This window comes from Sphaerimonospora cavernae (assembly GCF_042435035.1).
Classification (GTDB): domain Bacteria; phylum Actinomycetota; class Actinomycetes; order Streptosporangiales; family Streptosporangiaceae; genus Sphaerimonospora; species Sphaerimonospora cavernae.
In genome coordinates this window covers 157,615-182,523 of sequence record NZ_JBHMQT010000003.1, presented here as the reverse complement: position 1 = coordinate 182,523, position 24,909 = coordinate 157,615, and the positions used below count along the sequence as shown (strand labels likewise).

25 protein-coding genes are annotated in these 24,909 nt (G+C 65.6%); 13 read left to right on the top strand and 12 right to left on the bottom strand.

Going from position 1 to position 24,909, the window contains the following annotated elements; all coding sequences use genetic code 11:
• Positions 1–27 precede the first annotated feature (27 nt).
• The 5 genes from ACFHYQ_RS01345 to ACFHYQ_RS01325 all read right to left on the bottom strand — a co-directional run bounded on the left by ACFHYQ_RS01345 (position 28) and on the right by ACFHYQ_RS01325 (position 2,599).
• A complete protein-coding gene (locus ACFHYQ_RS01345) occupies positions 28–246 on the bottom strand; it encodes an FxLD family lanthipeptide (protein WP_394299187.1) in 219 nt (72 codons plus the stop codon).
• Between the two features lie 101 nt (positions 247–347).
• Positions 348–596 carry a DUF397 domain-containing protein gene (locus tag ACFHYQ_RS01340; protein WP_394299186.1) on the bottom strand — a complete coding sequence of 83 codons (249 nt, stop codon included), beginning with the start codon at positions 594–596 and terminating at the stop codon, positions 348–350.
• 94 nt (positions 597–690) lie between these two features.
• Positions 691–1,746, bottom strand: coding sequence for a Gfo/Idh/MocA family protein (locus ACFHYQ_RS01335; protein ID WP_394299185.1), 1,056 nt, complete (start codon positions 1,744–1,746; stop codon positions 691–693).
• 107 nt (positions 1,747–1,853) lie between these two features.
• Positions 1,854–2,138 carry a hypothetical protein gene (locus ACFHYQ_RS01330; RefSeq protein ID WP_394299184.1) on the bottom strand — a complete coding sequence of 95 codons (285 nt, stop codon included), beginning with the start codon at positions 2,136–2,138 and terminating at the stop codon, positions 1,854–1,856.
• Positions 2,135–2,599, bottom strand: coding sequence for an ATP-binding protein (locus ACFHYQ_RS01325; RefSeq protein ID WP_394299183.1), 465 nt, complete (start codon positions 2,597–2,599; stop codon positions 2,135–2,137). Before ACFHYQ_RS01325 ends, ACFHYQ_RS01330 begins: the two co-directional genes overlap by 4 nt.
• Before the next feature lie 172 nt (positions 2,600–2,771).
• On the opposite strand from ACFHYQ_RS01325, the gene ACFHYQ_RS01320 reads away from it, so the two are divergent.
• The 3 genes from ACFHYQ_RS01320 to ACFHYQ_RS01310 are packed head-to-tail and all read left to right on the top strand — an operon-like array spanning position 2,772 to position 6,461.
• Positions 2,772–4,139, top strand: coding sequence for an NsdA family TPR-like regulatory protein (locus ACFHYQ_RS01320; protein ID WP_394299182.1), 1,368 nt, complete (start codon positions 2,772–2,774; stop codon positions 4,137–4,139).
• The gene (locus ACFHYQ_RS01315; protein ID WP_394299181.1) at positions 4,136–5,011 is read left to right on the top strand and encodes a phosphotransferase; all 876 of its coding nucleotides are present in this window, start codon (positions 4,136–4,138) and stop codon (positions 5,009–5,011) included. Before ACFHYQ_RS01320 ends, ACFHYQ_RS01315 begins: the two co-directional genes overlap by 4 nt.
• A gap of 58 nt (positions 5,012–5,069) precedes the next feature.
• Positions 5,070–6,461 (top strand): NsdA family TPR-like regulatory protein, encoded by a 1,392-nt coding sequence (locus ACFHYQ_RS01310; RefSeq protein WP_394299180.1) that lies wholly within the window; start codon positions 5,070–5,072, stop codon positions 6,459–6,461.
• Here ACFHYQ_RS01310 and ACFHYQ_RS01305 read toward each other — a convergent pair.
• From ACFHYQ_RS01305 to ACFHYQ_RS01295, 3 genes are all read right to left on the bottom strand, one after another.
• Positions 6,458–7,474 carry an NAD-dependent epimerase/dehydratase family protein gene (locus ACFHYQ_RS01305; RefSeq protein WP_394299179.1) on the bottom strand — a complete coding sequence of 339 codons (1,017 nt, stop codon included), beginning with the start codon at positions 7,472–7,474 and terminating at the stop codon, positions 6,458–6,460. The genes ACFHYQ_RS01310 and ACFHYQ_RS01305 overlap by 4 nt on opposite strands.
• Before the next feature lie 142 nt (positions 7,475–7,616).
• A complete protein-coding gene (locus ACFHYQ_RS01300; RefSeq protein ID WP_394299178.1) occupies positions 7,617–8,048 on the bottom strand; it encodes an ASCH domain-containing protein in 432 nt (143 codons plus the stop codon).
• A complete protein-coding gene (locus ACFHYQ_RS01295; protein ID WP_394299177.1) occupies positions 8,045–10,123 on the bottom strand; it encodes a GNAT family N-acetyltransferase in 2,079 nt (692 codons plus the stop codon). The genes ACFHYQ_RS01300 and ACFHYQ_RS01295 overlap by 4 nt, the downstream gene beginning before the upstream one ends.
• 639 nt (positions 10,124–10,762) lie before the next feature.
• Between ACFHYQ_RS01295 and ACFHYQ_RS01290 the strand changes: the two genes are divergently transcribed.
• The 9 genes from ACFHYQ_RS01290 (at position 10,763) to ACFHYQ_RS01250 (ending at position 18,861) form a co-directional block, all read left to right on the top strand.
• Entirely contained in the window at positions 10,763–11,575 is an 813-nt protein-coding gene (locus ACFHYQ_RS01290) for a hypothetical protein (RefSeq protein ID WP_394299176.1), read from the top strand.
• Between the two features lie 872 nt (positions 11,576–12,447).
• On the top strand, positions 12,448–12,846 hold the full coding sequence (locus ACFHYQ_RS01285; protein ID WP_394299175.1) for a hypothetical protein: 399 nt from the start codon (positions 12,448–12,450) through the stop codon (positions 12,844–12,846).
• A 45-nt stretch (positions 12,847–12,891) separates the two neighbouring features.
• Positions 12,892–13,338: a hypothetical protein gene (locus ACFHYQ_RS01280; RefSeq protein WP_394299174.1), complete on the top strand. Its 447-nt coding sequence runs from the start codon at positions 12,892–12,894 to the stop codon at positions 13,336–13,338.
• A gap of 64 nt (positions 13,339–13,402) precedes the next feature.
• Positions 13,403–13,711: a hypothetical protein gene (locus ACFHYQ_RS01275; RefSeq protein WP_394299173.1), complete on the top strand. Its 309-nt coding sequence runs from the start codon at positions 13,403–13,405 to the stop codon at positions 13,709–13,711.
• A 93-nt stretch (positions 13,712–13,804) separates the two neighbouring features.
• Positions 13,805–14,887, top strand: a complete 1,083-nt coding sequence (locus ACFHYQ_RS01270) for a DUF4192 domain-containing protein (RefSeq protein WP_394299172.1) — start codon at positions 13,805–13,807, stop codon at positions 14,885–14,887.
• A gap of 6 nt (positions 14,888–14,893) precedes the next feature.
• Entirely contained in the window at positions 14,894–16,468 is a 1,575-nt protein-coding gene (locus ACFHYQ_RS01265; protein WP_394299171.1) for an ATP-binding protein, read from the top strand.
• Positions 16,455–16,766 carry a hypothetical protein gene (locus ACFHYQ_RS01260; RefSeq protein WP_394299170.1) on the top strand — a complete coding sequence of 104 codons (312 nt, stop codon included), beginning with the start codon at positions 16,455–16,457 and terminating at the stop codon, positions 16,764–16,766. The genes ACFHYQ_RS01265 and ACFHYQ_RS01260 overlap by 14 nt, the downstream gene beginning before the upstream one ends.
• Positions 16,767–17,102: 336 nt before the next feature.
• Entirely contained in the window at positions 17,103–17,666 is a 564-nt protein-coding gene (locus tag ACFHYQ_RS01255) for a hypothetical protein (RefSeq protein WP_394299169.1), read from the top strand.
• 169 nt (positions 17,667–17,835) lie between these two features.
• Complete coding sequence (locus ACFHYQ_RS01250; protein WP_394299168.1) at positions 17,836–18,861, top strand: TIGR03299 family phage/plasmid-derived protein; 1,026 nt, start codon at positions 17,836–17,838, stop codon at positions 18,859–18,861.
• A gap of 144 nt (positions 18,862–19,005) precedes the next feature.
• Here ACFHYQ_RS01250 and ACFHYQ_RS01245 read toward each other — a convergent pair whose 3' ends face one another.
• Together ACFHYQ_RS01245 and ACFHYQ_RS01240 are read right to left on the bottom strand one after the other, a co-directional pair.
• A complete protein-coding gene (locus ACFHYQ_RS01245; RefSeq protein WP_394299167.1) occupies positions 19,006–19,908 on the bottom strand; it encodes an S-4TM family putative pore-forming effector in 903 nt (300 codons plus the stop codon).
• 12 nt (positions 19,909–19,920) lie between these two features.
• The gene (locus tag ACFHYQ_RS01240; RefSeq protein ID WP_394299166.1) at positions 19,921–20,805 is read right to left on the bottom strand and encodes a nucleotidyltransferase domain-containing protein; all 885 of its coding nucleotides are present in this window, start codon (positions 20,803–20,805) and stop codon (positions 19,921–19,923) included.
• A gap of 641 nt (positions 20,806–21,446) precedes the next feature.
• Between ACFHYQ_RS01240 and ACFHYQ_RS01235 the strand changes: the two genes are divergently transcribed.
• Positions 21,447–21,944: a hypothetical protein gene (locus ACFHYQ_RS01235; RefSeq protein ID WP_394299165.1), complete on the top strand. Its 498-nt coding sequence runs from the start codon at positions 21,447–21,449 to the stop codon at positions 21,942–21,944.
• A gap of 626 nt (positions 21,945–22,570) precedes the next feature.
• Here the strand turns inward: ACFHYQ_RS01235 and ACFHYQ_RS01230 are convergent.
• A complete protein-coding gene (locus ACFHYQ_RS01230) occupies positions 22,571–24,004 on the bottom strand; it encodes a C40 family peptidase (protein WP_394299164.1) in 1,434 nt (477 codons plus the stop codon).
• Positions 24,001–24,906, bottom strand: a complete 906-nt coding sequence (locus ACFHYQ_RS01225) for a replication-relaxation family protein (RefSeq protein WP_394299163.1) — start codon at positions 24,904–24,906, stop codon at positions 24,001–24,003. The genes ACFHYQ_RS01230 and ACFHYQ_RS01225 overlap by 4 nt, the downstream gene beginning before the upstream one ends.
• Positions 24,907–24,909 lie beyond the last annotated feature (3 nt).

Sequence of the window (24,909 nt, the reverse complement as noted above, 5' to 3'; positions counted from 1 at the left end):
CGGCGCCGACCGTGGGGACGTGAATGGTCAGGCAGCGCCGGTGACGCACGCGCCGCAGGTGCTGGTGCAGCCGTCGTCGGTCACGTTGACCAGTCCGGCCGGATCGGCGACCTCCGCCACGGTGACGTCGAGGTCGAACGGGCTACGGGTGGCCGAACCCTGGTACGGGCTCAGGGTGGGGGACTGCCCCGGGAAGAAGGGGCTGAGCGTGGGTGCCCCAACAGGCACTCCGTTGATGATGGACATGATGTCCTCCCTGTAGAGACTCCCCGAACCGCCCCGGCCCGGGGTCGTGCCAGTGGCCGGCATCCGGAGTCGGAGCCCGCCACACCCGTCCTCACCAGCAACTACACCGGCAGGGACGGAGTCTCAGCGTTCGCAGCCAGCCGCTCACGGGTGAACTCGCCGCCCTGGGCGCCGACGATGAAGGCATCCCACTCGACGGGTGTGAACACCAGGGCGGGACCGTCAGGGTTCTTGCTGTCCCGCACAGCCACACGGCCGTCATTGAGCACTGCAGCTTCAACGCAGGCGCAGTTGTTGGCACTGCGGCTGCTCTTCCGCCATGTGGCCCCGGGGAAGTCGGTCGCGAGCACGTTCCTCTCCTTGTCTTCGTAGGGGTTCTCTTTCGGAGTAGCCCGAGGGGGCATTCGGGTCCGGTCGTCACAACCCGCCCCATGACGGTCAAGTTCACGTCGGCCTGAAAGCCACTGGCTGCGCCGAACGCAGGCTGGCCGAAGGAAGAACGTGGTCGGTCGGCGTCACGCAGGCGCCGGTGCGAGCCGCGGTGATGACGGCCTCGGTCACTGCGATGGTGGCAGCGCCTTGGCGCAGGGTGGCGATGTCACTCGACAGGCCGAGCAGGGCGCCTCGGAAGGCTTCGTGCTGGCCACGGAACGGATCGGCAACCGGCACCTCGTAGCTCGTCACCTTCTCTGGGAGATACGAGGTGGGATCGGCGGTCCGGGCGACGTCGTCCAACCCATCGTGGGCGTAGTGAATGATCGTATGCGTCAACGCATCGGCTACCACGCAGCCCCGGTCAGTGTGTGCGATGACGACCCGTTCCTTGCGCGGAGAGATCCGGTTGACCTGGATGTCGGCGTTCTCACCCCCGCTGAGACGCAGGAGAGCCACGGCATGGTCCTCGTGACCGCCCCCGCTCACACGAGCGACGTTGGCGGCGACGGAGGTGACATGGCTACCCGTAAGCCACATGGCCAGGTCGACGTCGTGAATGGCCATCTGGGCGACCACGCCGACGCCTGGGGAGTGATCACCAAGGCGGTCGTAGCGACGGGTCGCCACCTGATAGACGCTGCCGAAGCCCCCGCCCCGTAGACGTAGGCCAAGCTCCTTTACCACCGGGTTGTGCCGCTCGCTCTGTGCGACGGCCCCGAGCAGTCCGGCGTTGTCGAAGGCTTCGGCAAGCCGCATGGCCGCCGGCAGCGACGGCGCGATAGGCCCTTCGATGAGAGCGGGTACTCCTGCCACCGCCAATGCGCGCCCCACCTGCTCGCGTTCGGGGATCGGAGTGGCGACGACGCAGTAGTCCAGCTCCAGTTCCAGGAGATCCTCTGCACTGGCTGCCACGTGAACGCTGTCGAAGGCGGCACGCCGTACCGGATCAGGGTCGGCTACCGCGACCAGGGCGACACCGTCGAGTGAACGCAGGACAGCCGTATGAATGTGTCCCGCCCGTCCGAGGCCGATGACCGCTGCTCTGAGTGGTTTTGTCACTGCCATACCGCCGACTCCTGGAGTTGAAGTGCTGGTCTTGAACCACAAGGGGACCGATGGGCGCGACGACGTGGAGCGCCACGGGGGAAGCGGCTCCACGTCGTCGCGCCGGCCTACCGGCCGATCTCAGCGAGGACACGCTCGACACGATCGGCCGCAGCGGCGAGATCACCCACGGGAGCGATCCGCTGGGGCCAAGGGAAGAAGAAGCACCACTCGCCGTCCCCGTCGATCGCAGTGATCACGCTCTCGGTAAGGACCGGTGCAGCAAGGTTGACCACGTGCAGGCAGGGTGTGCGATTCTCCCCGGTGCGTACCCGAGCGGAGAACCGACGGTTCTTCAGTTCAGCGGCCAGCTCCTGGAGCCATGAGGCCGCTTTTTCCGGGTCTGTCGTCATATCGAATCTCCTGAGGTTTCTGGGGCAGGAGCCTGACGATTCAGGGGGATCGCGAACCAGACGGCCTTCCCGTACCTGTCCCGCCTGGTCGAATAGGCAACGTTGTGCCGGTAGCCGCAGCGGCCTCCCGACAGTTCGAAGACGATGCTCAGCCCCCGGCCATGCTCTTCTTCGGCGCTGGCCACGCGCATGACCGGATTTATGGTGCCGCCGTCGATGACCTCCACGTAAAGCTCGTCCTGCTCGGACCGCAGCACGAGCTCGAAGGGCGTCTCCCCGTAGAGGACCGCGTTGCCGGTCAGTTCGCTCACCATGAGAACGGCGTCGCTCACGAGTTCTGGGTGGACGCCCAGCGCCGTCAGCGCTCCGCTGGTCAGCTGTCGTGCCTGGGCCGCCGCCCGAGCGTCCTTACGCAAAGGCCAGGCGGCAATGTTGGCCGACCGCTGACGGACTAAAGTCACCACAACCGCCTCCCTCGCTGCTTCGTGGCGGTCTCCAACGTTGTCGCGGATCGACTACCTCCGGTAGCGAGAGGGCGCCGCGTCGCAGTGCGGCGGATTCGCACCGGAAGTGCGGCAAGTTCACACCCATGAGGCACCACTCTGACCGCGCTTTCTGTCCTACCGTCGGTATATGCCTGGTCACGACGTGGAATGCGCGAGGAGGATCCAAACGGAAAATTCGGGCAGAACCCCGAACCTGATTGCAGAGGAGATCCGCGCCTGCTGTGGCTACTCGCCCCTCAAAGCACACCGGCTGGCCAGAGGGTGGACCCTTGCGAAGGCCATCGAGACGTTTCACGACATGTGCACACGTGAAGGTTTGGGCGCACGCGGCCTGACCGTTCGATCATGGATCGAGTGGGAGGGCGAGCATCTCCCCAGCCCCGACTACCAGGACCTCCTCTGCCGGCTGTTTCTCACCGGCCCGGTTCAGTTGGGATTCGCACGCGCATACGGGCCGACCGAGGAGCCCGTCCGTCGCCGGACCGGCGACCAGGCCCTCATCATGGAGGTGGCCCGCGAATCGCTCACGCACGCGGCTTCAGCACAGTTGAGCGATGTCAGCACTGTGACGTTGGAACACCTCGACGCCGAGATCCGCCGAGTCGCAAGCGAATACGTCTACGCCGATCCTCTGCCGCTCTTCCACCGGATGCTCTGGTTACGCGGCGAGATCTTCAGGCTCCTTGATGGGCGCGTTCGCCCTGCTCAAGCCGCTCAACTCATGCTGCTGGCCGGTCAGGTCTGCGGCCTGCTCGCCAACGCGAGCCTGGACATGGGAAACCAGACCGCGGCGACGACGCAGGCGAGAGCGGCGTGGACCTATGCGTCGATTATCGATCATCATGCGCTACGGGCCTGGGTTCGCGGCCTGCAGGCAATGATCGCCTACTGGAACGGCGCCCCCGAAGCTGCCGTTGACCTTGCCCGCGATGGCCAGCGCTTCGCGCGGAGCCGTACGGCGTTTGCCCGTCTCGCCAGCATCGAGGCACTGGCCTCTGCGGCGATGGGTGCGGAGGCTGAAACCCTTCGGGCCATCGGCAGTGCCTGGGATCGCAAGAACGACTACGACGAGATCCACGACGACATCGGGGGCGAATTCCGCTTCGACATGGCCAAGCATTCTTATCTGGCCGCCGGTGCGCATGTGCATCTACGCCGCCCTGACGCCGCGATCACCTACGCCGATCAGGCGATCTCCCTTTATCGATCAGGGGAGCCGCACCTCCGCGCCTACGGGAATGAGGCGATCGCCTACTCGGACCTGACCGTGGGGCATCTGCTGAAGGGGGATCTAGAAGCTGCTACCACCGTGGTGACCAACATCGTCAGCCTTCCTGAGCGCCAGCGCATCGACGGCCTCGTCCAGCGCCTGCTCAGCGTGCGTCGCTGGGTGGCGTCCGAGCCGCGCTTCCGGGGGTGCCCCCAGGCACGGGCACTCGTCGAGCGCATCGAGGAGTTCCGCGCCCTGAGCCCCGTGCAGGAGCTGCTGCGGTGAACACCGTCGTACCGTTGGGGGACGGCATCCTGCTCGAACTCTGCCGCATGGCGGGGATGGACTGCCGTGATGCCCGACTCATTCGTGTATGTGCCAACGCCGTCTTCCATCTCCCACGTGCCACTGCTGTCGTTCGCGTCGCCTCGGCGGAGATGGCGGCCAAGGCGCGCCGGGCAGTCCGCATGGCTCACTGGCTGGAAAGCATCGGTTTTCCGGCGGTGCGCGTTCATCCGGCTACCCCGGAGGCTGTCGTAGTGGAGGGTGTGGTAGCCACGTTCTGGGAGTACCTTCCGCAGCCGCGCCACGCACCACCCGTCGTCCGGCTCGCGTCACTCCTGCGGCGCCTGCACGAGGAGTCGCCGCCCTTCCCGCTGCCACCATGGGATCCGGTTGCGGATGCCCGCAGCAATCTCCTGTTGGCCACCGGAACGCTGCAGGACAGCGATCGGGAATTCTTACTGGACTGGTGCGACCGCCTGGATGGAGAGCTGCCCGCGAACCAGTACAGCCTGCCGTACGGACTCATTCACGGCGACGCGTGGGCGGGCAACCTGCTCTGGAGCGGCAGGGAGGTCGTACTTTGTGACCTCGATCAGATGTGCCATGGCCCTCTCGAATGGGACCTGGTTCCGACGGTGGTGAACGGACTGCGCTTCGGTCATCCCACGGCGGAGGAGTTCCTCGGGGCGTACGGCTTCGACGCCAGGGCCGCGGAAGGGTTCCCGCTCCTCCGCCAGGTCAGGGAGCTGACCATGCTGACCGGGGCTCTGCCCGCCCTGTCGAGCCGACCGTCCATCGCGCGTGAGATCAGCAGGAGGATCAGCAACCTGCGTGATTCGAGTGGTTCGGGCGAGTGGACCCCCTACGAGTAGCTGCGGCTTCGCAATCCGTGACGTACCGTTGGAGTGGACCTTGCTTGGGAGGCCCGAAATGGCCAAGCCTGGACACCATGTGGAGTGCGCCCAGCGCATTCGCATGCGTCGGCTCCTGGAGGAAGCCGATCCTCCACCGATAGGCGTGATCAACGCGATCGCAGCCGAGATCAGGCAGTGTTGTGGACACCACCCGCTCAAATGCTTCCGGCTGGCGAACGGGTGGAGCAGCGCGGAGAAGGCCGTTCAGGCGCTGCACCAGATGTGTCAAGAGCAGGGGCTTGGCGCCAGGGGGCTGACCAAGAGATCATGGCTTGACTGGGAGAGCGGCCATCGGCCTGGCGTGGACTACCTCGACCTGCTGTGCCGCCTCTTCCGGACCGGCCCGGTGGAGCTCGGCTTCGCCACCGATTACTCGCCGGGCGTGAAGACTCCGGTCCCCACGACGGAACGGGAACTGATCATGAGCGCCGCCGGCGAATCCAGCGATCACGTCGCCGAAATCGAGGCCGCGTCCATCGGTCCGAACGCTCTGGACCAGCTCAGCGACGACGTCATCCGGCTCGCCCGTGCCTACGTGCATGCCGCACCGCTTCCCCTCTTCGGAGAGCTGACCCGGACCCGCAACCGCGCGTACCGCCTCTTGGACCGCACCCGAAATCCCGGGCAGCAGCGTGATCTGTACCTGGCTGCCGGGCAGATCTGCGGGCTACTGGGCAGTGCCAGCTTCGATCTGGGCTACCCGTACGCCGCAGCGGAGCAGGCGAGGGCGGCTCGCGTGTACGGAGAGGTCATCGGCCACAACGAGCTGTCGGCATGGGCCGACGGCTTGCTGGCGTGCGTGGAGTTCTGGGCAGGCCGTCCCGCACAGGCGCTTCGGCTGGTCGAACGAGGGCTGGAGATCGCTCCTCCCGGTACGACGCGGGTACGACTGCTCAGCATCGGCAGCCGGGCATCCGCCCTTCTCGGCGATGTCGACGGCACTCGCAATGCGATCCTCGCGGCACACGACGCAAGGGGACCTAGAGGGGAGCTCCACGACGAGGTGGGTGGGGAGTTCGGCTTCGACGAGGCCCGGCAGGCCTTCTGCGCCGGATCCGCCTACCTGAGTGCGGGTATGGCGCCGGAAGCGGAGACAGAGTGCGAACGGGCACTCACCCTTTATCGAGCCGTTCCTGCTGACCAGCGGTGGTACGCCGCGGAGGCGAGCGCGTCCGTCGACCTGGCCGCTGCCCGCCTCCTTGCCGGCGACATCGACGGCGCTGCCGATGCGCTGTCTCCTGTGTTCGCGCTCCGGCCGGACAGACGCGTCGAAGGCCTGGTGAAGCGCGTGGGACAGGTCCGCTCGTCATTGGCCTCGATCCCATCCAGGCAGGCAGGCGTTCTCATGGAGAAGATCGAGGACTTCACGACGGAGACGGCGACTCGGGCTCTACCGGCCACCTTCTAACGGCGATCCCATAGTTCGAGAAGTTCGCGTTCCCTCTCGGGAGACAGCCCGTGATGGGCTTGACGGTCGTAGGCGAGTGGCCCTCCGCTCTCCCTGAGCCAGGCGTATGTGTCCCGAACCGTCTCTTCGATCGGCCGGCAGGTCAAGCCTGCTGCCGTCGCCTTCGCGGAGTCGACCGCCCATGTCCCCGCAGGAGTGCGCCACAGCGGGATCGCCGTCCACTGTCGCTCTTTCTGCTCGACCAGGAACTCATCGTTTACCCAGGTCAACTCGGCGTCGGAACCGGTGACGGCTCGGCACGCATTGAGCAGCCCACCAAAGGTGGTGTGCTCCTTCGGCGTGGTGAGGTTGAAGGTGCCCGTGATTCCCTTTTCGAGGCAGTTCAGCGTGAAGGCCGTGAGGTCACGGATGTCGATGGGCTGGATCGGCTTCCCGGCATCACCAGGAGCAAGGACTCTGCCGCCCCGGGTGATCCGCGTCAGCCACCATGTCAATCGGCCGACGTTCTCCATCGGTCCCAGGATCACCCCCGGACGAAGGATCGTGACCTGCCCTTCGAACGCCTCCTGAACGGCACGCTCACAGCCGGCCTTGTAGGCGCCGTACTGCGCGGCAGTCCAGTTCGCCTCGTCCTCCGCGGTACCAGGCGTGTCCGGCGCACACTCGTAGGTCTCGCTGTCTTCGCTGACGGGCTCGGCCGGCCAACCTGGATAGACGGAGACGGTGGAGAGGAAGACGTACGCCCTCGCTCTGCTGGACAGGAGCCGCACGGAGTTGCCCACGATCTGGGGAACGTAGCCGCTGGTGTCCACCACCCAGTCCCACTCGCGACCGTCGACGAGCGAGAGAAGATCAGCGGCGTTCTCCCGGTCTCCCCGAACGGCCTCGACGCCAGGCACGTCCTGACCCGTCCGGCCGCGGTTGAACGTCGTCACCTGGTGCCCGAGCGCGGCGGCCTGCTCGACAAGCGCCCTGCCCACGAACCGCGTCCCACCGAGCACCAGCAGTCTCATGCCTCTGATCATCGCTCAAGCACATCGCGACGTCGACCGTCTCGGCCCTGCCTGCTGCCATCCAATCAGGTCAAAGCCCCCTTCTAGCTTCACCAAGAGAAATCATCTTCAGGGTGAACCGATGTGTTTGGTGGACTGGAATTCAGACCGGAACCAAATCTCGAATACTGGCTGGGTCAGTTGCGGCCACGTAGCGAAAACTCTGCGGCGGGTGGAAAGGACCGTCTTGACGCAGGTGATGCAGTGGCAGCGGCGCGTCAAGGGAACCCACCTGGGTCAAGGTGAGTAGATATGCCCAGCTACTTCCATCCAGGTAGGCATCAAATTCGGTGCGCGAAAGACCGAAGGTCTGGTGGTGGGTCTGCCATGCTTCGTCAGGATCACAGATGTGAACCGCGCGCAATCGGGCGGTGCCGACGATGGCCATGGTGGGAGCGCTGGCATAGAGGATGATTGGTGTCCCCGGTTTCGCGTTGACCGGGCGACGGCGAATCTCCGTGGTCTTGCCACCTGACAGGATTGCGTTCGCAAAGCGTGGTCGCAGGGATAGGAGTAGAGTTCGTTGGGTTGTCACTGCGCTCGACCTTCCTTATAGACTGCGGCGAATAATTCAGCAGGGATTAGGAGCGGTCCTCGTGGGGGTATCGCGCGAACGCCATGTAGGTCGGCGAGTTGCCGAAGGTGGTCACGTGATACCCGATGCGGGAAGATTTCCGTGTTGGTGAAACGCAAAGCCTGAGCACGGCCATCATGCGCCGCTCGTTCGATAGTCTTCTTATCCCATACGCCCAAGTGGCGGAATCGCGTATGCAGCTCGTCGGGAGTTCCGCTGACCACTGAGTCGAGTTGTGAGCACGCGATAACGGCTGCAGGGTAGGGGCTGCTGCCACCCCCTTGACTCATGTACCACAGCAGGCGTGCCGGCGCTTCGATCTGGGGGCCGCGGGGGCTCCGGTAGTAGACGTGTTCCCTGTTCAGTCCCAAAGCGTCGTTACGTGGGAGGAGGCTGGTGGGCACGCCCAGCAGGTCGATGGAGAAGACCTGCTTGATGGGGATTAGGTAGGTGGGGAGCTCGCTATCGGTGATCTTCGTTGGCCACCAGATGCGTTCGAGTTCAGCAGCGGCAACGGCAGGCATACTGGATCTTAACGAGGCCGGTTCCGGAAGTCCTGCACGCCTCGCCGCAAGGACAGCACGATGCTCGACATCTGGAGCGGGGCCGCAGACATCCAGAGCATATGCATAGAGATCGGCGTCGACGTTGCGGAAGCCATCGTTGACCGCTGCCAGGCGGGTATGCGGCTGTAGGTAAGGGTCGGTGATCCGGACGATCGCGGCGCCGACGAAGCGGGCTTGTTGGCGAAGCCGGAACAGCAACTGATGTGCCAGGGTATCTGCCAGCGGATCGTTGACAACACGTAGCACGGGCACGCGTAGCACGCCGTTCGAATGCACCGTGGCGAAGGTCGCCACGAGATTTCCTGTCGGACCGTAGATCCCAATGCGATCCTGCCCGGCTACTGCGAGATCCCGGGACATCTTCAAGAAGTCCCGGGGACGCTCACCTTCCGTCTTGTTGGCGAGCGGGGCAAGGTCCTCCTCTTGTCCACTACCGACGAGTCGTTCGGCGAAGCTCGTGTCGAGCAAGGCAGCGGGGCGGTAGGCATGGGCTCGGACGAGCTCGTCCAGATGAAGCAGGACGTCTACTGGGCGCAGTACTCGTAGCCCGAGCTTTTCGGCCGCCGGTCCCAGGATCCGAGCCAGGTCGGCATCCCGGGTCACGAGTACATTCAGGTCTGCGGCTATGGCTTCGGCCACGTGCTTCAGATCCAGCTGGTCCTGGTCGGTGGTGGGATATGTGGAGTGTTTCTGCTGGGCTTCTGCCACCAGATAACGGGCCACCTCCCTGACACGCTTGCCATTTGTTCGGACAGAAGTAAAGGGCTGGGCTTGCCTCGTGCACTCGCCCCGAAGTTTCCCTTCCATGTTATCAATCTCTTGGTCGAGGGCTGCGGTGCGAACCAGTTCCAGCCGGTCAACGACATGATTTGCGACGAGCGCCAAGGACTCCGTGCGGTCGGCGCGACTGGTCTCAACGAAGTCGCGCAGCACATTGATGTCGATCGCGGCGCGTACAAGAACCGTTTCGGCGTCGCGGGTGAACAGATTCGGATGGTGGTGATCGCGCCACCAGTTGACCAGGATGTGCCCTTCATGACTGCGCCCGGGTCGCTCAGAGACCTGGGTGAATCCCAGCTTGATCCACATTTCACCTAGGCGGTAGTCGTGCCGGCAACGTGCAGAGATACCGAGGTGGTCGGCATGCCGCTCGCTGATCCACTCCACGAGCATCCGGGCAATGCCTCGTTTCCTTAGCTGGGGATGCACGCAGAGATGGTTGAGCCGCACTCGTCTTCGCGCTAGGTCATACAAGGCATAGCCGACAACCTCCTCGCCCAAGCAGGCGAGCAGCAGAGTGCCCTTTGACGCCGCTTGGTGATACCCAGCGAAGGGCATATGTCCGAGCGTCGCTCGAGCACGGTTCCCGAGTTGGATGGCAGCCTCGATGAGAGCGGTATCGTGCGGCATCGCGAGTGTGAGATGGATCGGGGCTTCTGCTTGTGCGGGCGTGGCACGGTCCAGGGGCATGGTCGCAGTGTGCCCGAATAAGTGTGACCTTGAAACAAGTCGCACGCACCGATGCACGATCTCATACGGCCGACCTGAGCGCGGTGACTCGCGTCTCTGGATGCGAGGATCCATAACTGCCACCGAGAAGCCACTTGTCCCATAGTGACCGTTTTGTTCCCCTTCGTCAATTTTGACAAAGATCAACTCCACCAGGAGCCGATACCCTTCCCGGTAGCTCTCCAAGTATCCCTCCGTTTTCCCCTCCCGATTAATTGGGCCCCCCAGGCAAGACATATCCGCTGGTGAGGGCGTCGAGGCGGGCCCGCAACTGGCCCCGACTCGATAGCAAGCTAGGACTCTCATAAAGGGAGGGTGTGAAGGCTGAGCCTATCAAGTTCACTGTCGTACCTGATAAATAGGCGGCCTATGAATTAAGTGCCAGCAGATAACCAGTTGCTACTCGAATCTCCCCGTCGACATTTCCAAGGTTGTACCAGCCGCCCCGGCTCTTCCCTTCTTTGAATGTTATCCGCAGGTCGGTAAAGTTGATAAGAATAGAGCCAACTTCATTGAATCGATCTTCGTTTCGCGGTTCAATTGGATTGACCAAGAAAACGGCGGCACACATCGTGTGCCGTAGAGCATCGGAGAGCGATCATGCAGAACGGGGTTCCGGGTAAGTGCGTTCCTTCGAACGTTCCGGGTGAGAAGCTCACGCCTGAGGACATGGCGCGTGTGACGCCGGACGATTGGGCGGAGATTCAGCGGCTCGCACGGGGCTACTGCCGTACGGTGGACGCCACGAGGTCACGGAAGCGTATGGACGGAAGCGCGACCATCGTTAAGCAGGGGCACGCTCCTTATGGCACGGATGACGTGTCTGACGACGTCATGCAGGATGCCGTTCTTCTGTTCGCGCAGCGTTTGCGGGACATCATCGCGTCGTGTGCGAGGGCATCTGAAAGCACGGTCGACACGCCCGCGTGGGTCTATGTTCGGCGCGACGGTGGCGAGATGACCATTACGCGGGCAACGCTTCAGCGGTGGGCGGTTCGGGATGCTGCCGCACGCAACGGCTACCGGATCGACGTTCCGGCGGATCAGATAGACGCCACGCCCGGGGCTCAGCTCATGCGCGGTGTTCCGCGCGCGGAGACGGTCACGGGGGCCGCTGTGGCGTTCTGTGTCGCCCAGAACAGCGCTGAGATGTTCCGTGCCGCATTCGGTGACGGGAGGGACTTCCCCATCCTGCGCAACGCTCTCCGTATCGCGGCTGAGGCTGAAGACCTCGGACGCGCGGGCGTTCTGGCCAAGACTGCCCAAGCCCGGCATGGAGGCGCGTACGGCTCTCGCCGGAACGTGATTCGGGTGCGTGACGCTGGACGGGCGGAGTGGCGGGAACTGTCGGAGCGTCTTGACGACGTCAGGGGCACGATGGCTCACGTTGGTACCCACAGCGCGGAGGACTGACGAAAGCTCGGGAGAGGGCCCTAGAGAGCGTTCTAGGGCCCTTTCTCATGCCCGCGAGAATGCGCCTGTCACCCCACCTGAGAAGCTAAAGAATCTTGCGAGGTGCGGACGTTTGGACCGCTACGTGTCCCGTATTTAGGTGAGAGCGGAATCCGCCGGTACGCGTCTGACGCGTACCGGCGCGTTACCCGCTCTCGCATGCCGTTCAGCAGCGTTATCGCTGCGCTATGGAACGGCTACGGTGACCGGAACGATCGGCCGTCGGCGCGACGCGGAAACGCTGAAAGAACGTTGCCGCGTGCGGACGGTCGGGCGGTTCCGGTCACCGTATTTAAGTGAGAGCGGAAATCGCCGGTACGCGTGTCACGCGTCCGGTGCGATATCCGCTCTGACGTGCTGTTTCGCGACGGGTGTTGCCGTGTCGCGGACGGCTATGGGGCTGGAACGGTCGACTGTCCGCATGTCGCGCGGTGACGTTGAAAAATGTTGCCGCGTGCGGACGGTCGGGCGGTTCCGGTCACCGTATTTAAGTGAGAGCGAAATCCGCCGGTACGCGCCTGACGAGTCCGGCGCGATGCCCGCTCTCGCATGCCGTTCTACGGGGTGAATCGTCACGCCGCAGAACGGCAACCGGTGGTCGGAACGGTCAAACCGTCGAAGTGCGGCGCGCGCGGCAATGCTGCGGAAATTGTTGCCGCGTGCGGACGGTCGGGCCGTTCCGGCCACCGTATTTAAGTGAGAGCGATTCGCGCCGCGAGAGCGTCGGTTAAACCACGCTCCGCCGGACGCGCGGAACGCCGCTGTCCTGATTCCCGCACATCCGTACGGACGCAGGTCGCCCGAACGGGCATCCGTACGAAGGGGGAAATCTTGTGGAGGTGAATGCCGCCGGCCCGCCCGGCTGGGCTGTGGGGGACCTGACGGTCTCCAGCGGTGGCCGGGTGATGCAGGTGATCGCGTTGGGTGAGGTCCGCCCGGATGCCGCGACTCTGGTATGCGCCGTCGATCCCGGCGGCGTACGTGAGTACGTGACGATGCTGGCACTCACCCCGATGCCGGAGTGCGCCGAGGTGATCACCTGTCTCGGCTGCCTGGCCAGCACCCATCTGTGGATCGACGCCACGCACACCAACCGGACATCCGGGGCGCGCGTGCGGTTGATCCGCTGCTCACGCTGCTTCATCTCGGCCCTGGATTTCCGGGACTGCGAGATCCACACGGTCAGCCCGACCGTGCGACCGCATCATCTGGCCCGCCGTCGCCCCTGGTGACGGCCGCCATTCCATTCCATCTTTCCGAGTCTCTTTGGAGTCGCCATGGCGATGACGCATGCCCCGACGCATGCCCTGACCCTGCCGCCGGGGTGGATCATCAGCTCCCGGCTGGTGCCCGCGTGGCAGATCGACCATGATCACCTTTTGGAGGTGGAGGCCGCGGGGCGAACCGATGAGGGCCGGATCCGCTGGCGGTACCGGCTGTCGCGCCGCCGCCGCACGATCTTCACCGCCTCCGACGTCTGCTCGGGCGTCGGCGCGGTCCTCACGCCCGATGAGCTGATCGACGCCGCCCGGACGGTCCTGCGCTTCCTGACGGTGCAACCGGGTGACACCGACGCCGACTATTTCGACTCCTACACGGCGACCCAGGCCGATTGGCGTGACCAGTACGCCGAGGAACTGTCGATCTACGCCATGGACGAGTGGTGCGGCTACTGCGGCGGCGACCACGCCTCACCCGGGTGTCTGACGCGTGACGCGGCGTGATCCCGGCTCCGGCCTTGGGGGTGGCCGGTATTCGGTATGCCGCGCTGACCGGCTTTGAGAAGGGGTGATCACTGTGGGGCGCTGGTTCGGGTTCTGGCACGGCGGTAGCGGGTACGGCCCGCCGGAGCCGGATGATCTGGAGGAGTTCTCTTCCCTGGCCGAGGCCCGCAGCAAGCTGCTCGACCGGTACCACTACGGGCACTGGCAGCGTTCGCGGTTCGCGTTCACCGGCCGTGAGGTCGCCGAGGTGCTCACCCCGTGCGTGGGGGAGGACTGCGAGATCATGCTGTACGGCGCCCGCGACGGGCTGGACTACCCCGATCGGCGGATCTTCCTGGGACCGCGCGGCGGCGTCCGCGTTGAGCGCTGCTGACCCGTACTTCCTTTACAGCTTTTCGTTCTGTTCTTGTTCGTTCGCCCCCGGCGGCAGATCCGCCGGGGGCTTTGTCATGTCTGGAGGACATCCATGACCGCTCGCCTGGATCACACCGTACGGCTGAGCCGCCCGGCGGACTTCATCGCGATCGTGCCCTACATGCTGGGATTCCATCCGGAGCGCAGCATCGTCGCCCTGGCCTTCGAACCCGACCGAGACCCAGGCTCCGGGGTGCGGGGGCTGCGCGTCAGCGTGCGGTTCGACCTGCCGGAGGATTCGGAGGACAGCCCGGAGATGGCCCAGCATGTCGCCGAGTTGCTCACCCGCAACGACATCGGGCGCGTGCTGCTGATCGGGTACGGGCCCGGGTGGCACGTCACACCGGTGATGGACGCCGTGCGCGGCACGCTGACCGATTCCGACATCGAGGTGATCGACGCGCTACGCGTCGAGGAGGGGCGCTACTGGTCGTACCTGTGCCCCGATCCCGAATGCTGCCCGCCGTACGGCATGGCCTATGACCCGACGAACAACCCGGCCGCCGCGGCGGCGGTGTTCGCCGGATACGTCGCCCGGCCCGACCGCGCGGCGCTGGTGGCCACACTCACCCCAGCGGGCGGGCAAGACCGCCAGCAGGTGACGGCCGCGACCCGGGCCGCCTGCACACAAGTCCGTGCCACGCTCGCCCGGGGTGGGGGCCAGGGCTGGTATCAGGAGGGCCTCACGCAGGTCGACGCCGCGCTCGACACGGTCAAGCAGGGGCAGGACCTGCCCCCGGACATGGTCGCGTGGCTGGGCGTGCTGCTGACCTCGATTATCGTCCGGGACGGGGCGTTGACCTTCGTCGGCCGGTACGACGACGACACGCACATCAGGCTGTGGACGGAGGTGACCTGCCGGGTTGAGCCGGAGTTCGCCGCCGCCCCGGCCGCGCTGCTGGCGTTCGTCGCCATGCGCACCGGTGACGGGCCGCTGGCCCGCGTCGCGGTCGAGCGCTCGTTGTCTGCGGACGGTGACTATCGGCTCGCCCGGCTGGTCCAGCTCGCCCTGAACCATGGGCTACCGCCGGAGGTGACCTCCGGCATCGACTACGCAGGGATGGCCGAGGAGATCGGCGCTCAGGCAGCGCAGTATCCGGCGGGGACGCGGCCGGTGCTGCCGGAGGGGTGGTGACCGGGGTTGACGACGGGGTACGCGTCCACCCGGTCGACGGCGCTGGTCGGCATCGATGCCCGCGTGGTGGACATCGAGGCCGACGCCGTACCCGGCGGGGCGGAACTGCATCTGGTCGGCCTGCCCGAACTGTCGGTCTGGCCGGCCCGTGCCCGGATCCGCTCAGCGATCTTCAACAGCGGTGCGGCATGGCCGGAGGCCAAGGTCACCGTCAGCGTGAGCCCGGCGATCCCGCCGGTCTACGACGCGGCGGCTGATCTCGCGCTGGCCCTGGCCACGCTGGCCGCCTCAGGGGTGGTCCCGCCCGAGCGGATCGCCGGACGGGTGTTCCTCGGGGAACTGGCGCTGGACGGCGGGATCTGCCCCATCAGGGGCGTCCTGCCCGCCGTCCGCGCCGCCGTGACGGCAGGAATCAGAACGGTGGTGGTGCCCGCCGGTTGCGCGCCGGAAGCGGCGCAGGTGCCCGGGGCGGTGGTGATCCCCGTGACCAGGCTGGGCGAGGTGATCGACCGGCTGCGGAGCGGGACGCTCGACGCCTACCGCTACCGGCCGCCAGAACTGCCTGACCTGGCCGAACCGCCTGACCTGTCCGGGTCGCCCGAGCTGCCCGGGACGTCGGGACTGGCAGCCCTGCCGCCATCTCCGCCGTCAGCACCCGGAGTGGACCTGGCTGACGTTCCCGGCAACGAGGCCGCCCGCCGCGCGCTGGAGGTGTGCGCGGCGGGCGGGCACCACCTGTTCCTGATCGGCGACGGCCCGGCCACGATGCTCGCCGAACGCCTGCCCGGCATCCTCCCGCCCCTGAGCGTGGAGGCCGCCCGGGAGGTCGCCGAGATCTACTCACTGGCCGGACGATCCGACAGCGCGCCGGGAGCCAGGGCGCCGATCTTTTCGCCGCACCACACGTCCACACCCGCGGCGATCTTCGGCAGCGTGGCCGCGAACCGCCCAGGCGCGGTCACGCTCGCCCACCGCGGCGTGCTCCACCTGGCCGACGCGCCCGAGTTCGCCCGCCCAACGCTGGACGGGCTGAGCCGGCCCATGGACACCGGAGAGGTACGCGTCACCGGACTCGGCCGCACCGTCCGGTATCCGGCGCGGTTCACCCTCGTGCTCGACGCCCGCCGCTGCCCCTGCCCGCAAGCACAGGCGTGCACGTGCAGACCCGTGGACAGACGCCGCTACCTGGCGCGTCTGGCCCTGCTCCTGCCACGCGTCGCCGTACGCGCCCCGGTCGAGTGGGAGAACCGCGATGGGGGAGCTGGCGAGTCGAGCGCGGCGGTAGCCGCCCGGGTGGTCGCGGCCCGGGTACGGGCGGCGCACCGGCTGGCGGAAACGCCTTGGCGGACGAACACCGAGGTTCCCGCGCTGGAACTGCGCACCAGCTTCGCCGCCGAGCCGGAGGCCGTCGAACTGCTCCGGTCCGCTGTGAACACCGGGCTGCTGACGGTCGAGGGGTTTCCCCGGCTGCTGCGAGTGGCCTGGACGCTGGCGGACCTGCGCGGAGCGAACCGACCCGACGTCGACGACGCGGCGGGCGCCCTGGAGCTGTGGAAGGGGGCCGACGGTGAAGGCCGGTGACCGTGTCCTGGTCCGGCCCTCCTTCCACATTCCGGTACGGCCCTGGTGGTCAGAGCCGCACACGTCGCCGTTCTACTACCCGGGAACGGTCGCCGAGGTCAACGAGCAGCGCGGATACGCTCGCGTGGAACTGGACGAATCGCTCTACCCAGCACCCTGGGAAAGCCGCGTCCAGATGTTCCGCATCGGCGACATTCACGGTCACGCATGCGGCTGCCCGGAATGCTCAAAACCCGGCCGGGACATCTACCGTTTCCGCGCCGACCAAGAACGGATGCTCAACGAAGAGCAGTCATAAAGCCAGCTGTTTCCGATAACGGTTCGGCAGGTTCCGCGCCGCACCGCGGTACCTGCCGAACCCGATGCCACGCACGCTGCCGTTCGGGCTGTCCATGCTGCTCACGAACATGCGCGGTTTCGTGGACTTGGACGTTCGGGCCTTCCTGCCTCCCGTATTTAGATGTGAGCGGCAAACGACGGCAGACAGCGTGATCGCGACCTGCCCGCAATTCACGTCACCTTTTCTCCGGTCAATCATCGCGGCGCGTCCAGCACGGGAGGATGCGGTATCCGCGAGCGAGACCGGCCCGATTTTGAACTAATCAATCAACTCAATGTGAAAGGAGATCTGCCTATGAATGAATGGGAGGTCGACGAGCTGGTGTTCGAAGTCGCCGAGCACCTGGAGGGCTTCACGCCGCTGGTGCGGCCCGGCCATCCGGCCTACCTGATGGGACCGGCCGGCGTCCGGCTCGTCGTGCACCCGATCTGGAACCAGCAGGGCCGCATCAGGGTGCTCGGCGTCTACCCCGACGGAAGCCGGGGCATGCTCCTCAACCTGCGGCGGCACGAGATCACCGTGACGGCCGCCCGCGGAGCCAAGTTCGTCGCCAAAAGGATCGAGCGCCGCCTGTTGCCCGACTACCGGCGAGACCTGGTCGCCTGCTGTGAACGGCTGGCCGCCCGGTCGGCCGAGAACGGCACCCGGGCCGAGTTCGCCGAAACCCTGATGACCCTGCTGCCAGACGCGACGCTCACCGAGAAAGAACGCGAAACCGTCATCCGCTGGCGACTCGGCAACACCATCGGCACGTTCACCCTGCGCGGCGACACCACCACCAGCACGATCGAGATCCGCGACGCCGACCGCGAACTCACCGAACGCATGGCCTACGCCGTACAGCACCGCGCCACCTGACCAGCACCCGAAACACCGGGACCGGCACCCGAACTCCCGGGGCGGAACGCTGCGAGACCGGAACAGATCCGGCCACGTTCCGCCCAGCATGCGACACCCACGTAACGACACCGACGGCACCGGCCTACGGCCGGTGCCTTTCCCATTTCCACCGAATCGGAGAAGGACCATGTCCAAGGAAACTCTGGAGTGGCTGAACGCCAACACGCTGATCGGATTCACCGACAGGCGGGGCACGGCCTGGCACTACCGCGCGAGCATGCAGGGGGAGGAGCCGAACCACTACTCCGGCCCGATCCCGGTTGATGACGTCAAGCGGCGGCTGTTCAACTGGGAGGCGCTGTCCAGCCCGGTCTATGTCGAGGACCCGCGCGGCGGGCTCGCCCAGGTGCCCGGCAGGCAGGCGATCGTGCGGAGCGACAACGGCCACGTCATGGGCATCTTCTCCGACGGGTACGAGCCGCATCCCTACGTCGAGTGGCTGATCAACACCATCTCCCGACTCCTGGACTCCGACCTGTCGATCGGCTCGGCCGGGCTGCTGAAGAACGGGGCGGTCGCCTGGGTGTCGGTCGAGGTCCCCGAGAACGTGGTCACGCCCGAGGGCGTCGAGTTCCGCCCCCACCTGTTCGGCGCGACGTCCTTCGACGGATCATTGGCCACCACGTTCAAACGGGCGGTGACCAGCATCGTGTGCGACAACACGATGGCCGCCGGCCTCGCCGAACGCGGACAACAGGTCAAGATCAAGCACTCACGGCACTCACGGCTGCGCCTCGCCGAAGCCCGCGACGCGCTGAACATCGTCTACGCGCTGGCCGATGAGTTCTCCACGGCCGTACGCGAGCTGTGCCGGGTTGAGGTCTCTCGGCGGCAGTGGAACAAGTTCCTGGACGCCCACGTCCCGATGCCCGACGAGCGAGGCCGTAGCCGCACCATGGCCGAGCACAAGCGCGACACCCTGACCAAACTCTGGGACCACGACCACCGGGTGGCTCCCTGGAGCGGCACGGCCTGGGGCGTCGTCCAAGCGGTGAACACCTTCACCCATCACGAGCAGAACGTACGCGGCGCCGAACGAGCCGAACGCAACATGCTCCGCGCCGTCACCGGAGCCATCGACGACCTCGACCAAGGCACCCTGATCACCCTGTCCAAGATCTTGGACCGACCACTCAGCGTCGCCGCAGCCTGATCTCGCACGTTGGAACCGTACGGCTCCCGCTGACTAAAGCAGCGGGAGCCGTACCTTGAGCGGTTCATGAAGGACCTGCGCCCACCAGACCATCAGGAACCCGAGTCAGGGTCAGCAATAGGTACGACAATAGCCGAACCGAGGTCAACACACCCGACCATGTCGGACAGCCTCCTCAATCATGTGCTCAGCGCTTTCCTGCATCAGGGCCTCATTGTGGCTGCGGCGTATGTTGTCGAGCCAGTCCGGAACGTGCGCATTGCTCTGCCGGATGCTCAAGATGCGGTCCTGCACCGCACGGCAATCGTCGACTGTTACGGCAGTTGCGTCCTTCAACCCTCGACTCCATAGATCGAGCACCTTCGCCTCCGTCTTGGCCTTCATGTCTCCGCTGTCTCGGTTTGCTTGAACCATCTCGACGAGTTCGCGCACTGGCCCAAGGAAAGGGATCAGGACTGCGGTCAGAGCATCGGCTGCCGAGAGTCGGGCTACCAGAGCAACGGTCACGCCAGCCACGACCAGAAAGACCACGGAACCGGTCAGGCCTGCGGCGTAGAGTCGGTGCATTGACGAACCCCACCCCAGGTTGCTCCGCTGACAGATCAGAACATCCAACGGACGGACCACATTGCGGGTGTCCGGGTACCAGTCCTTCGTTCGGTTCCCGCGATACCGGGCAGCGGACTCGGCGATGACAGACGGTGACGGGTGGTCGGCGGCGAAGTTGTTCCACGGGAGGCCGAAGACGTGGGTGTCGAACTCCTCCTGCACATAAGCCGCCTCACGACGGCGACGCTTCTCTCTACCGCTAGCCATGATCGACCAGAGGAAAGTTATCGCACCACCAATTGTCCCAACCACCAGACGAAGGTCCGGGAGCGTAAGGGCAAGGGCGACGGTTGCGATGGCAAGCACAACCACGGTTGCGACCCGGGCATCATGGATACGCTTCGCATCGGTGTAGAGGCGGGACTGCGCCGCGAGGAGTCGCCGTGAGTAGTCCGTGTTCTGTGCGATCGCGATAGGCGTCGGCTGACCACTTGCCATGTATTCCTCTACTTAAGAGCTGGGGTCACAGTACGGGAATCCGGTGCCCCAGATAGCGCGCAGGGCCTGGTTCATGTCCCACCTCTTCGACTCGCCGGCCAGCCAGGCCTCGTAGGCTGCATCGAGGTGCTTCTTCAAGGAGCGCAGTCGGGTTATTGCCATAAGCCGGTTCGACTCGCCAGAGCAGGCGGTGATGCGGGAAACCAACTTTGTCGGATCGTTCATGGCTGCGAGGCCGGTACTGATCATGCTCCCGACGATGGTTCGAAGCGCGCTGAGTGCCCAGATGCTGGCGTTGTTCTTGCCGTACTCCGCGCACCGCATCTCAAGGTAGAAGGACGAGATCGGTACTGCGTGTTCGTACTTCCACGCCTTGAGCAGCCGGGCGATCTCCCGGACGTCGCCAGTGTGCTTACGGTCCATCTCGGCCACGAACTTGTTGTGCGCTTGAGGTGCGGCCTCCCGCCATTCGCCGCCGGAAGCCGGAATTAGCACCACTCGGTTCTCATCGCTGTCTCCATGCAGCAGATACGCCGGGGTGATCTCGTAGTTCGTCACGAATCCCGTAAACTGCAAGGTCACCGTGGGTCGTGCCAAAAACACCTTGTTGGCTTCCCACAGTTCGCGCTTCAGTACGTCGCGCAACTTGTCGAGGATTGTGTTCGACGAGTTCGGCTTGTCTTCGAAGTGGATGCGGGCCATGTAGTCGACGTCGCTATACGGAGTGACCGCGGTGCCGTGCTGGAATGACCCGCTCTGGAAGAACGACATCAGGCGGAACTCTGAGCTCAAGATGTCGTGAATCCGCTGCCGGTAACGGCGAACCTCGGCCTTCTCCCAGTCCTTCGGAGCGCGGTCGGCCAGATACTGGTCGACCGCTTCCCACAGTGCAGTCAACGCCTCACCTCCCCTGTCGCAAGAACTCTAAGGGTCCCAGCCGACAAAGCCGACGCAACCGACATCTCCGACCATGAGTCAGGAGGGGCGAACGGCGCCGATGAACTGGAGTTCTCGGCAGGGGACACTGGATCAGGCCTCAACCCGTACAGCGGCGCTGCCGGTGGCGGAGCGTGGATCAGGCCCCGCCGACGTGGTGGATCGTGTGGGGGTTCGTGGGGCTGCCAGCGGAGAAGATCAGGTCACCGGACATGATCTGTGACCTGGGGAGCATGAATGAGTCCCGGTGTTCCGCTGCACGGACGTGGCCGTCTATCAGGCTCCGCTGCCACCTACCGTGGCTTGCTGGCGGCCGTTCCCGGACCCCCAGGCACCAGCACACATTGCGCTTACAGTAGCCGCGCACAGCGCTAATCCCCTCGTAGTGGATCCCTCTCACGTGCTGGGAGATGCGGCGAGCTTGGCGTCTGTCGAGGACGATGACTTCGAGCTCCCCACACGCCAGGCCCTACCCGCAGACATATGGGCATGAAAGCATATGCGGTGCAGGGACCGGCAACGGAATGCCGAGGCGTGGAAGCCCCTGACCTGACGCCTCATACGGCAGTATCAGGCACGTTGGCGGACGCTCGGAGGGCGCGATGAACGACGAGACGGAAAGCTTGCTCTACGAGGTTGTTGAGCGGCTGGAAAAGAGCATCATCGCGCGCGACTGCCCCGCCATCGTCGTCTTGAGCGGTGCGCGCAAGCTCGTGCTCAGCGACTATGACTACCTCCGTGACGAGCCGACCGCCGCCGCCTTCGAGACGCGGGCTGCCGCCAAAGCCCACGAGATCGACGCGGCCCGCTGGGTGCTTGCCGTACCGCAGGTATGGGTGTTCATGCCGCCAAGCACCGTGGCCATGCGAGCAGTGTCGAACCATCCCCTGAGGGAAGGCGAGCAGGAGGCCATCGCCTGGATGAGCTGCGACCGGGACGACGGCGTGGACTACGGGCGGGTTCCGTACGCGCGCCGCCCAAGCGGGGAGCCGGTTTTCGATGACCCGGAAGTGTTCACCGTGGGAGTCCTGCCGCATGAGGCGATGCCGGGTTTCACCCTGCTTCAGGCATATCTCGCGAATGAGGAGAGCCCTAAGTAAGTAAGTAAGGAGGGCCGGCTCGCGAACGAACCGACCCCCGACCTACCTCATCGAAATCGACCAAGAAAACGGTGAGAGCGGTCATCAGAGAGCCTACGCTCACGCGGGGCCAGACAACAACGAAACCGGGACGCTCGGCGTATCAGCTGGTGGATCTCATCATCCACCTACTCGCTCGTTGCTTGGATGTTGGCTTCCTGATCCGGCTCACGGGCAGAGGCGGCCCAGGCGGTAAGGGCCGCAGACAGCGCATCGCAGTCGTCGGGTGTGAGGGGCGCACGCGGGAGAAGGTAGAGCAGGCCTCTGAGCCCGCCGACAAGATCGACTGGCAAGGGCCGTGCGCGCACCTTCGGCGTGTTCGTGTTCACGATTAAGGTCACTCTCCGGGCTTGGCTGGCATGCCGTGGTCCTACGACGGCGGCCAGGGCTCCTCTGAATGGGTTTCAACCTTGGGGCGATACGTCCGCTATGTCGGATTCAACTGGGGCTCGCCAGCCTGTGCCGATGGGTCCAAGCGGACGACGTTGTGAGCCGATGTCGGCAGTGAGGAAGAAGGGAAGACTCAGCCGGGACGGATAGCTCCGATGAGCTCTCGTTCTCGGCTGGGGTTACTGGCCCATGCGCCGTCACGTCCTCGACGCGGTTGCCCGTGGCCGGGTGAACCCAACCACCGGCCGCCCGCTCCGGTAGGACGCGACCGTGATCGGCCCGCATCGAGTGCACCGGGCCTCGACCATCTTGCCGTCGCCCACGACGATCCCGACATGGCCCGGCCGGCCCGACGAACTACCCGGTCCGCTGTTGAAGAACACCAGATCGCCGGGCTGCTCCTGGCCAACCGGAACGCGGACGCCGAACGGCCACTGCTCGAACGTGGTCCGGGGGATCCGCACCCCCGCGGCGGCGTACGCCTTCATCACCAGACCCGAACAGTCGAAGGAACCCGGGCCCGTCGCGCCCCACCGGTACGGCTTGCCCGTCTGAGCCAGTGCGAACCCCACCGCGTTCGCCACCACTCGGCAGCGCGACGATACGACACGCCCATGTACTCCTCGGACTGCCTCTGTTGCAGAAGTACCTTGCTCAGCATCAGCCGCTTGATCTGCGCAAACGTGGAGAATGAACTCAGCGCCCCCGGCTGGGACGCCGGAGAAGGAGTAGGGCACTCCGCGCATCCCGAGTGCGGCCTGTACGGCTATCGCTCCTCGGCCAGATCCCACGGCGACGCTGGCAGGAGGCGCACCCTTCCTGCCTCCCAACTCGCTGCATAGTTGCTCTTCGGCAGCAGTGACGATCTCCTCGGATTTCCTCCTGACTCCCGAGGAGTCCATGCCACTCCCGTGGGAGCCAAGGTGAGCACCGACGTCTGCGATGATCACCTCCCGAGGAATGTCGAGAGCGACAGCAGCCTGGATGCTCGTACGTACCTCCTCCAGTACTTGCGGGGAGACATCGAGAGGTTGACTGTTCTCATCGTGATCCTGCGATCCCCACAGCAGGCCGACGATCTTCTTGGCCGCAGGTTCATGCTTGGCGTACTCGTCGCGCAGGTCCTCCCTCGGCCGTTGCACGATCGCCGCCGCTTTCGTCAGCGGCATGGTGTCCCAGCCGCGCACTTTGATCAGCCGAGTGAAGAACGCTCGGGCCGCGTATCGGGGGTCGGTCACCTCGGTCCTGGTCCCCCACCCGCTTGCCGGGCGCTGCTGAAAAATCCCGAAGGACGTGCCGCGGCCTCCCACCGCGTCGTTCCTCAGATCGGACTCCTGCAATGCTGTGGCAACGCCGATGACGGCGGCACGCGGCGGAAGCCGCAGGACCTTTGCCGCATCCACCACGGCGCGCGCGTTCGTAGCCTGCTCGCGGTCCAGGCCGACCACGGTGGTCGTTCCTTCCGATGGCCGGCCTCGGGACGAACAAACCGCCGCGACGAGCTTGGTGATGTCAGCCGAGGTCTCCGCCATTTTGGCGCCACCGGTCAAACCGGCGATCAGCGCGATGCTCGACACGATGCCCCCTCCAGCGATCACTGCCTTGGTCCCCAGCCCGGTTTCGAGGATCATTCGCCGTCCTCCATGGGCGGGGTGACCGGCGGGGTGGTGGCCTCCTGGGGCCCGAGGCTGGGCCAATGCGAAGCGAGGACGGCCAGGCGGAGCCGAGGGCCTGCGGTGTCGGAGGGAAGCCACTTCTCTCCGGCGGGCCCGTCGTCCACCGGGCCGACCAGCGCCGACGGGTTGCCGGTGGCGACCGGAACGAAAGCCTGTGCCGGGTGCTGCACGAGCTTGCGCCGGAGGTTGGCCTCACGCCGCTCGCCCTGAACCCAGAAGAGCACGGGGGTGACCACTCGGCTGACCCGGGTGAGGGCCGCATACCCATCGAGTTTCCGTACGACGCGATCGAGGGGTTCGCTGCCGGTGTCGTACTCAAGGAAGAAGTCGATCGTCTGCTCGTCCTGGTGCCAGCGGCCGTACGCATCTGGGCGGACCGTGTCGCCCCACACGGAGGCGCAGCGACTCTCCGCCCACCAGGTGACCAGCTCGGCATTCGCGTATCGCCGAGCGAAGCCCCGAAGTGCGGCACCGAAACCGTTGGTGCCGACGGTGTGGGCGAGCCGCTGGCTGTAGGCGATCGACAGGACGCGGTCCCGGCGGTAGCCGTACGCGCTGAGGTCCACGCCATCCTCGGAGGCGAGCACGGCCGCGCCCGCGGGGCCGACCACGTAGTGGTAGGGCGCGGTTCCCATGCCCGGGGGCAGGTTGGGTCGGAAGCGGTCCAGTACGCCCATGCGGTGCAGGGTGAACAGGCGCCTCCGGGCGGTGTCGTCCGTGTCGAACGCGATCTCAGCGATCTGGGCCGAGGTCAGAACGCGCTGTTCCTGGATCAGTCGCAGGAGCCGACGGTCGCGCATGGTGAGCCTGGCGGCGAGCTGGGCCAGGACCGCAGGGGTGAATCGGACGTTGGGCATCTG

Coding starts and splice junctions, on each gene's coding strand:
- ACFHYQ_RS01345 (WP_394299187.1), bottom strand. CDS start 246: ATGTCCATCATCAACGGAGTGCCTGTTGGGGCACCCACGCTCAGCCCC.
- ACFHYQ_RS01335 (WP_394299185.1), bottom strand. CDS start 1,746: ATGGCAGTGACAAAACCACTCAGAGCAGCGGTCATCGGCCTCGGACGG.
- ACFHYQ_RS01330 (WP_394299184.1), bottom strand. CDS start 2,138: ATGACGACAGACCCGGAAAAAGCGGCCTCATGGCTCCAGGAGCTGGCC.
- ACFHYQ_RS01320 (WP_394299182.1), top strand. CDS start 2,772: ATGCCTGGTCACGACGTGGAATGCGCGAGGAGGATCCAAACGGAAAAT.
- ACFHYQ_RS01310 (WP_394299180.1), top strand. CDS start 5,070: ATGGCCAAGCCTGGACACCATGTGGAGTGCGCCCAGCGCATTCGCATG.
- ACFHYQ_RS01305 (WP_394299179.1), bottom strand. CDS start 7,474: ATGAGACTGCTGGTGCTCGGTGGGACGCGGTTCGTGGGCAGGGCGCTT.
- ACFHYQ_RS01295 (WP_394299177.1), bottom strand. CDS start 10,123: ATGCCCCTGGACCGTGCCACGCCCGCACAAGCAGAAGCCCCGATCCAT.
- ACFHYQ_RS01290 (WP_394299176.1), top strand. CDS start 10,763: ATGCAGAACGGGGTTCCGGGTAAGTGCGTTCCTTCGAACGTTCCGGGT.
- ACFHYQ_RS01280 (WP_394299174.1), top strand. CDS start 12,892: ATGGCGATGACGCATGCCCCGACGCATGCCCTGACCCTGCCGCCGGGG.
- ACFHYQ_RS01270 (WP_394299172.1), top strand. CDS start 13,805: ATGACCGCTCGCCTGGATCACACCGTACGGCTGAGCCGCCCGGCGGAC.
- ACFHYQ_RS01255 (WP_394299169.1), top strand. CDS start 17,103: ATGAATGAATGGGAGGTCGACGAGCTGGTGTTCGAAGTCGCCGAGCAC.
- ACFHYQ_RS01250 (WP_394299168.1), top strand. CDS start 17,836: ATGTCCAAGGAAACTCTGGAGTGGCTGAACGCCAACACGCTGATCGGA.
- ACFHYQ_RS01245 (WP_394299167.1), bottom strand. CDS start 19,908: ATGGCAAGTGGTCAGCCGACGCCTATCGCGATCGCACAGAACACGGAC.
- ACFHYQ_RS01235 (WP_394299165.1), top strand. CDS start 21,447: ATGAACGACGAGACGGAAAGCTTGCTCTACGAGGTTGTTGAGCGGCTG.
- ACFHYQ_RS01230 (WP_394299164.1), bottom strand. CDS start 24,004: ATGATCCTCGAAACCGGGCTGGGGACCAAGGCAGTGATCGCTGGAGGG.
- ACFHYQ_RS01225 (WP_394299163.1), bottom strand. CDS start 24,906: ATGCCCAACGTCCGATTCACCCCTGCGGTCCTGGCCCAGCTCGCCGCC.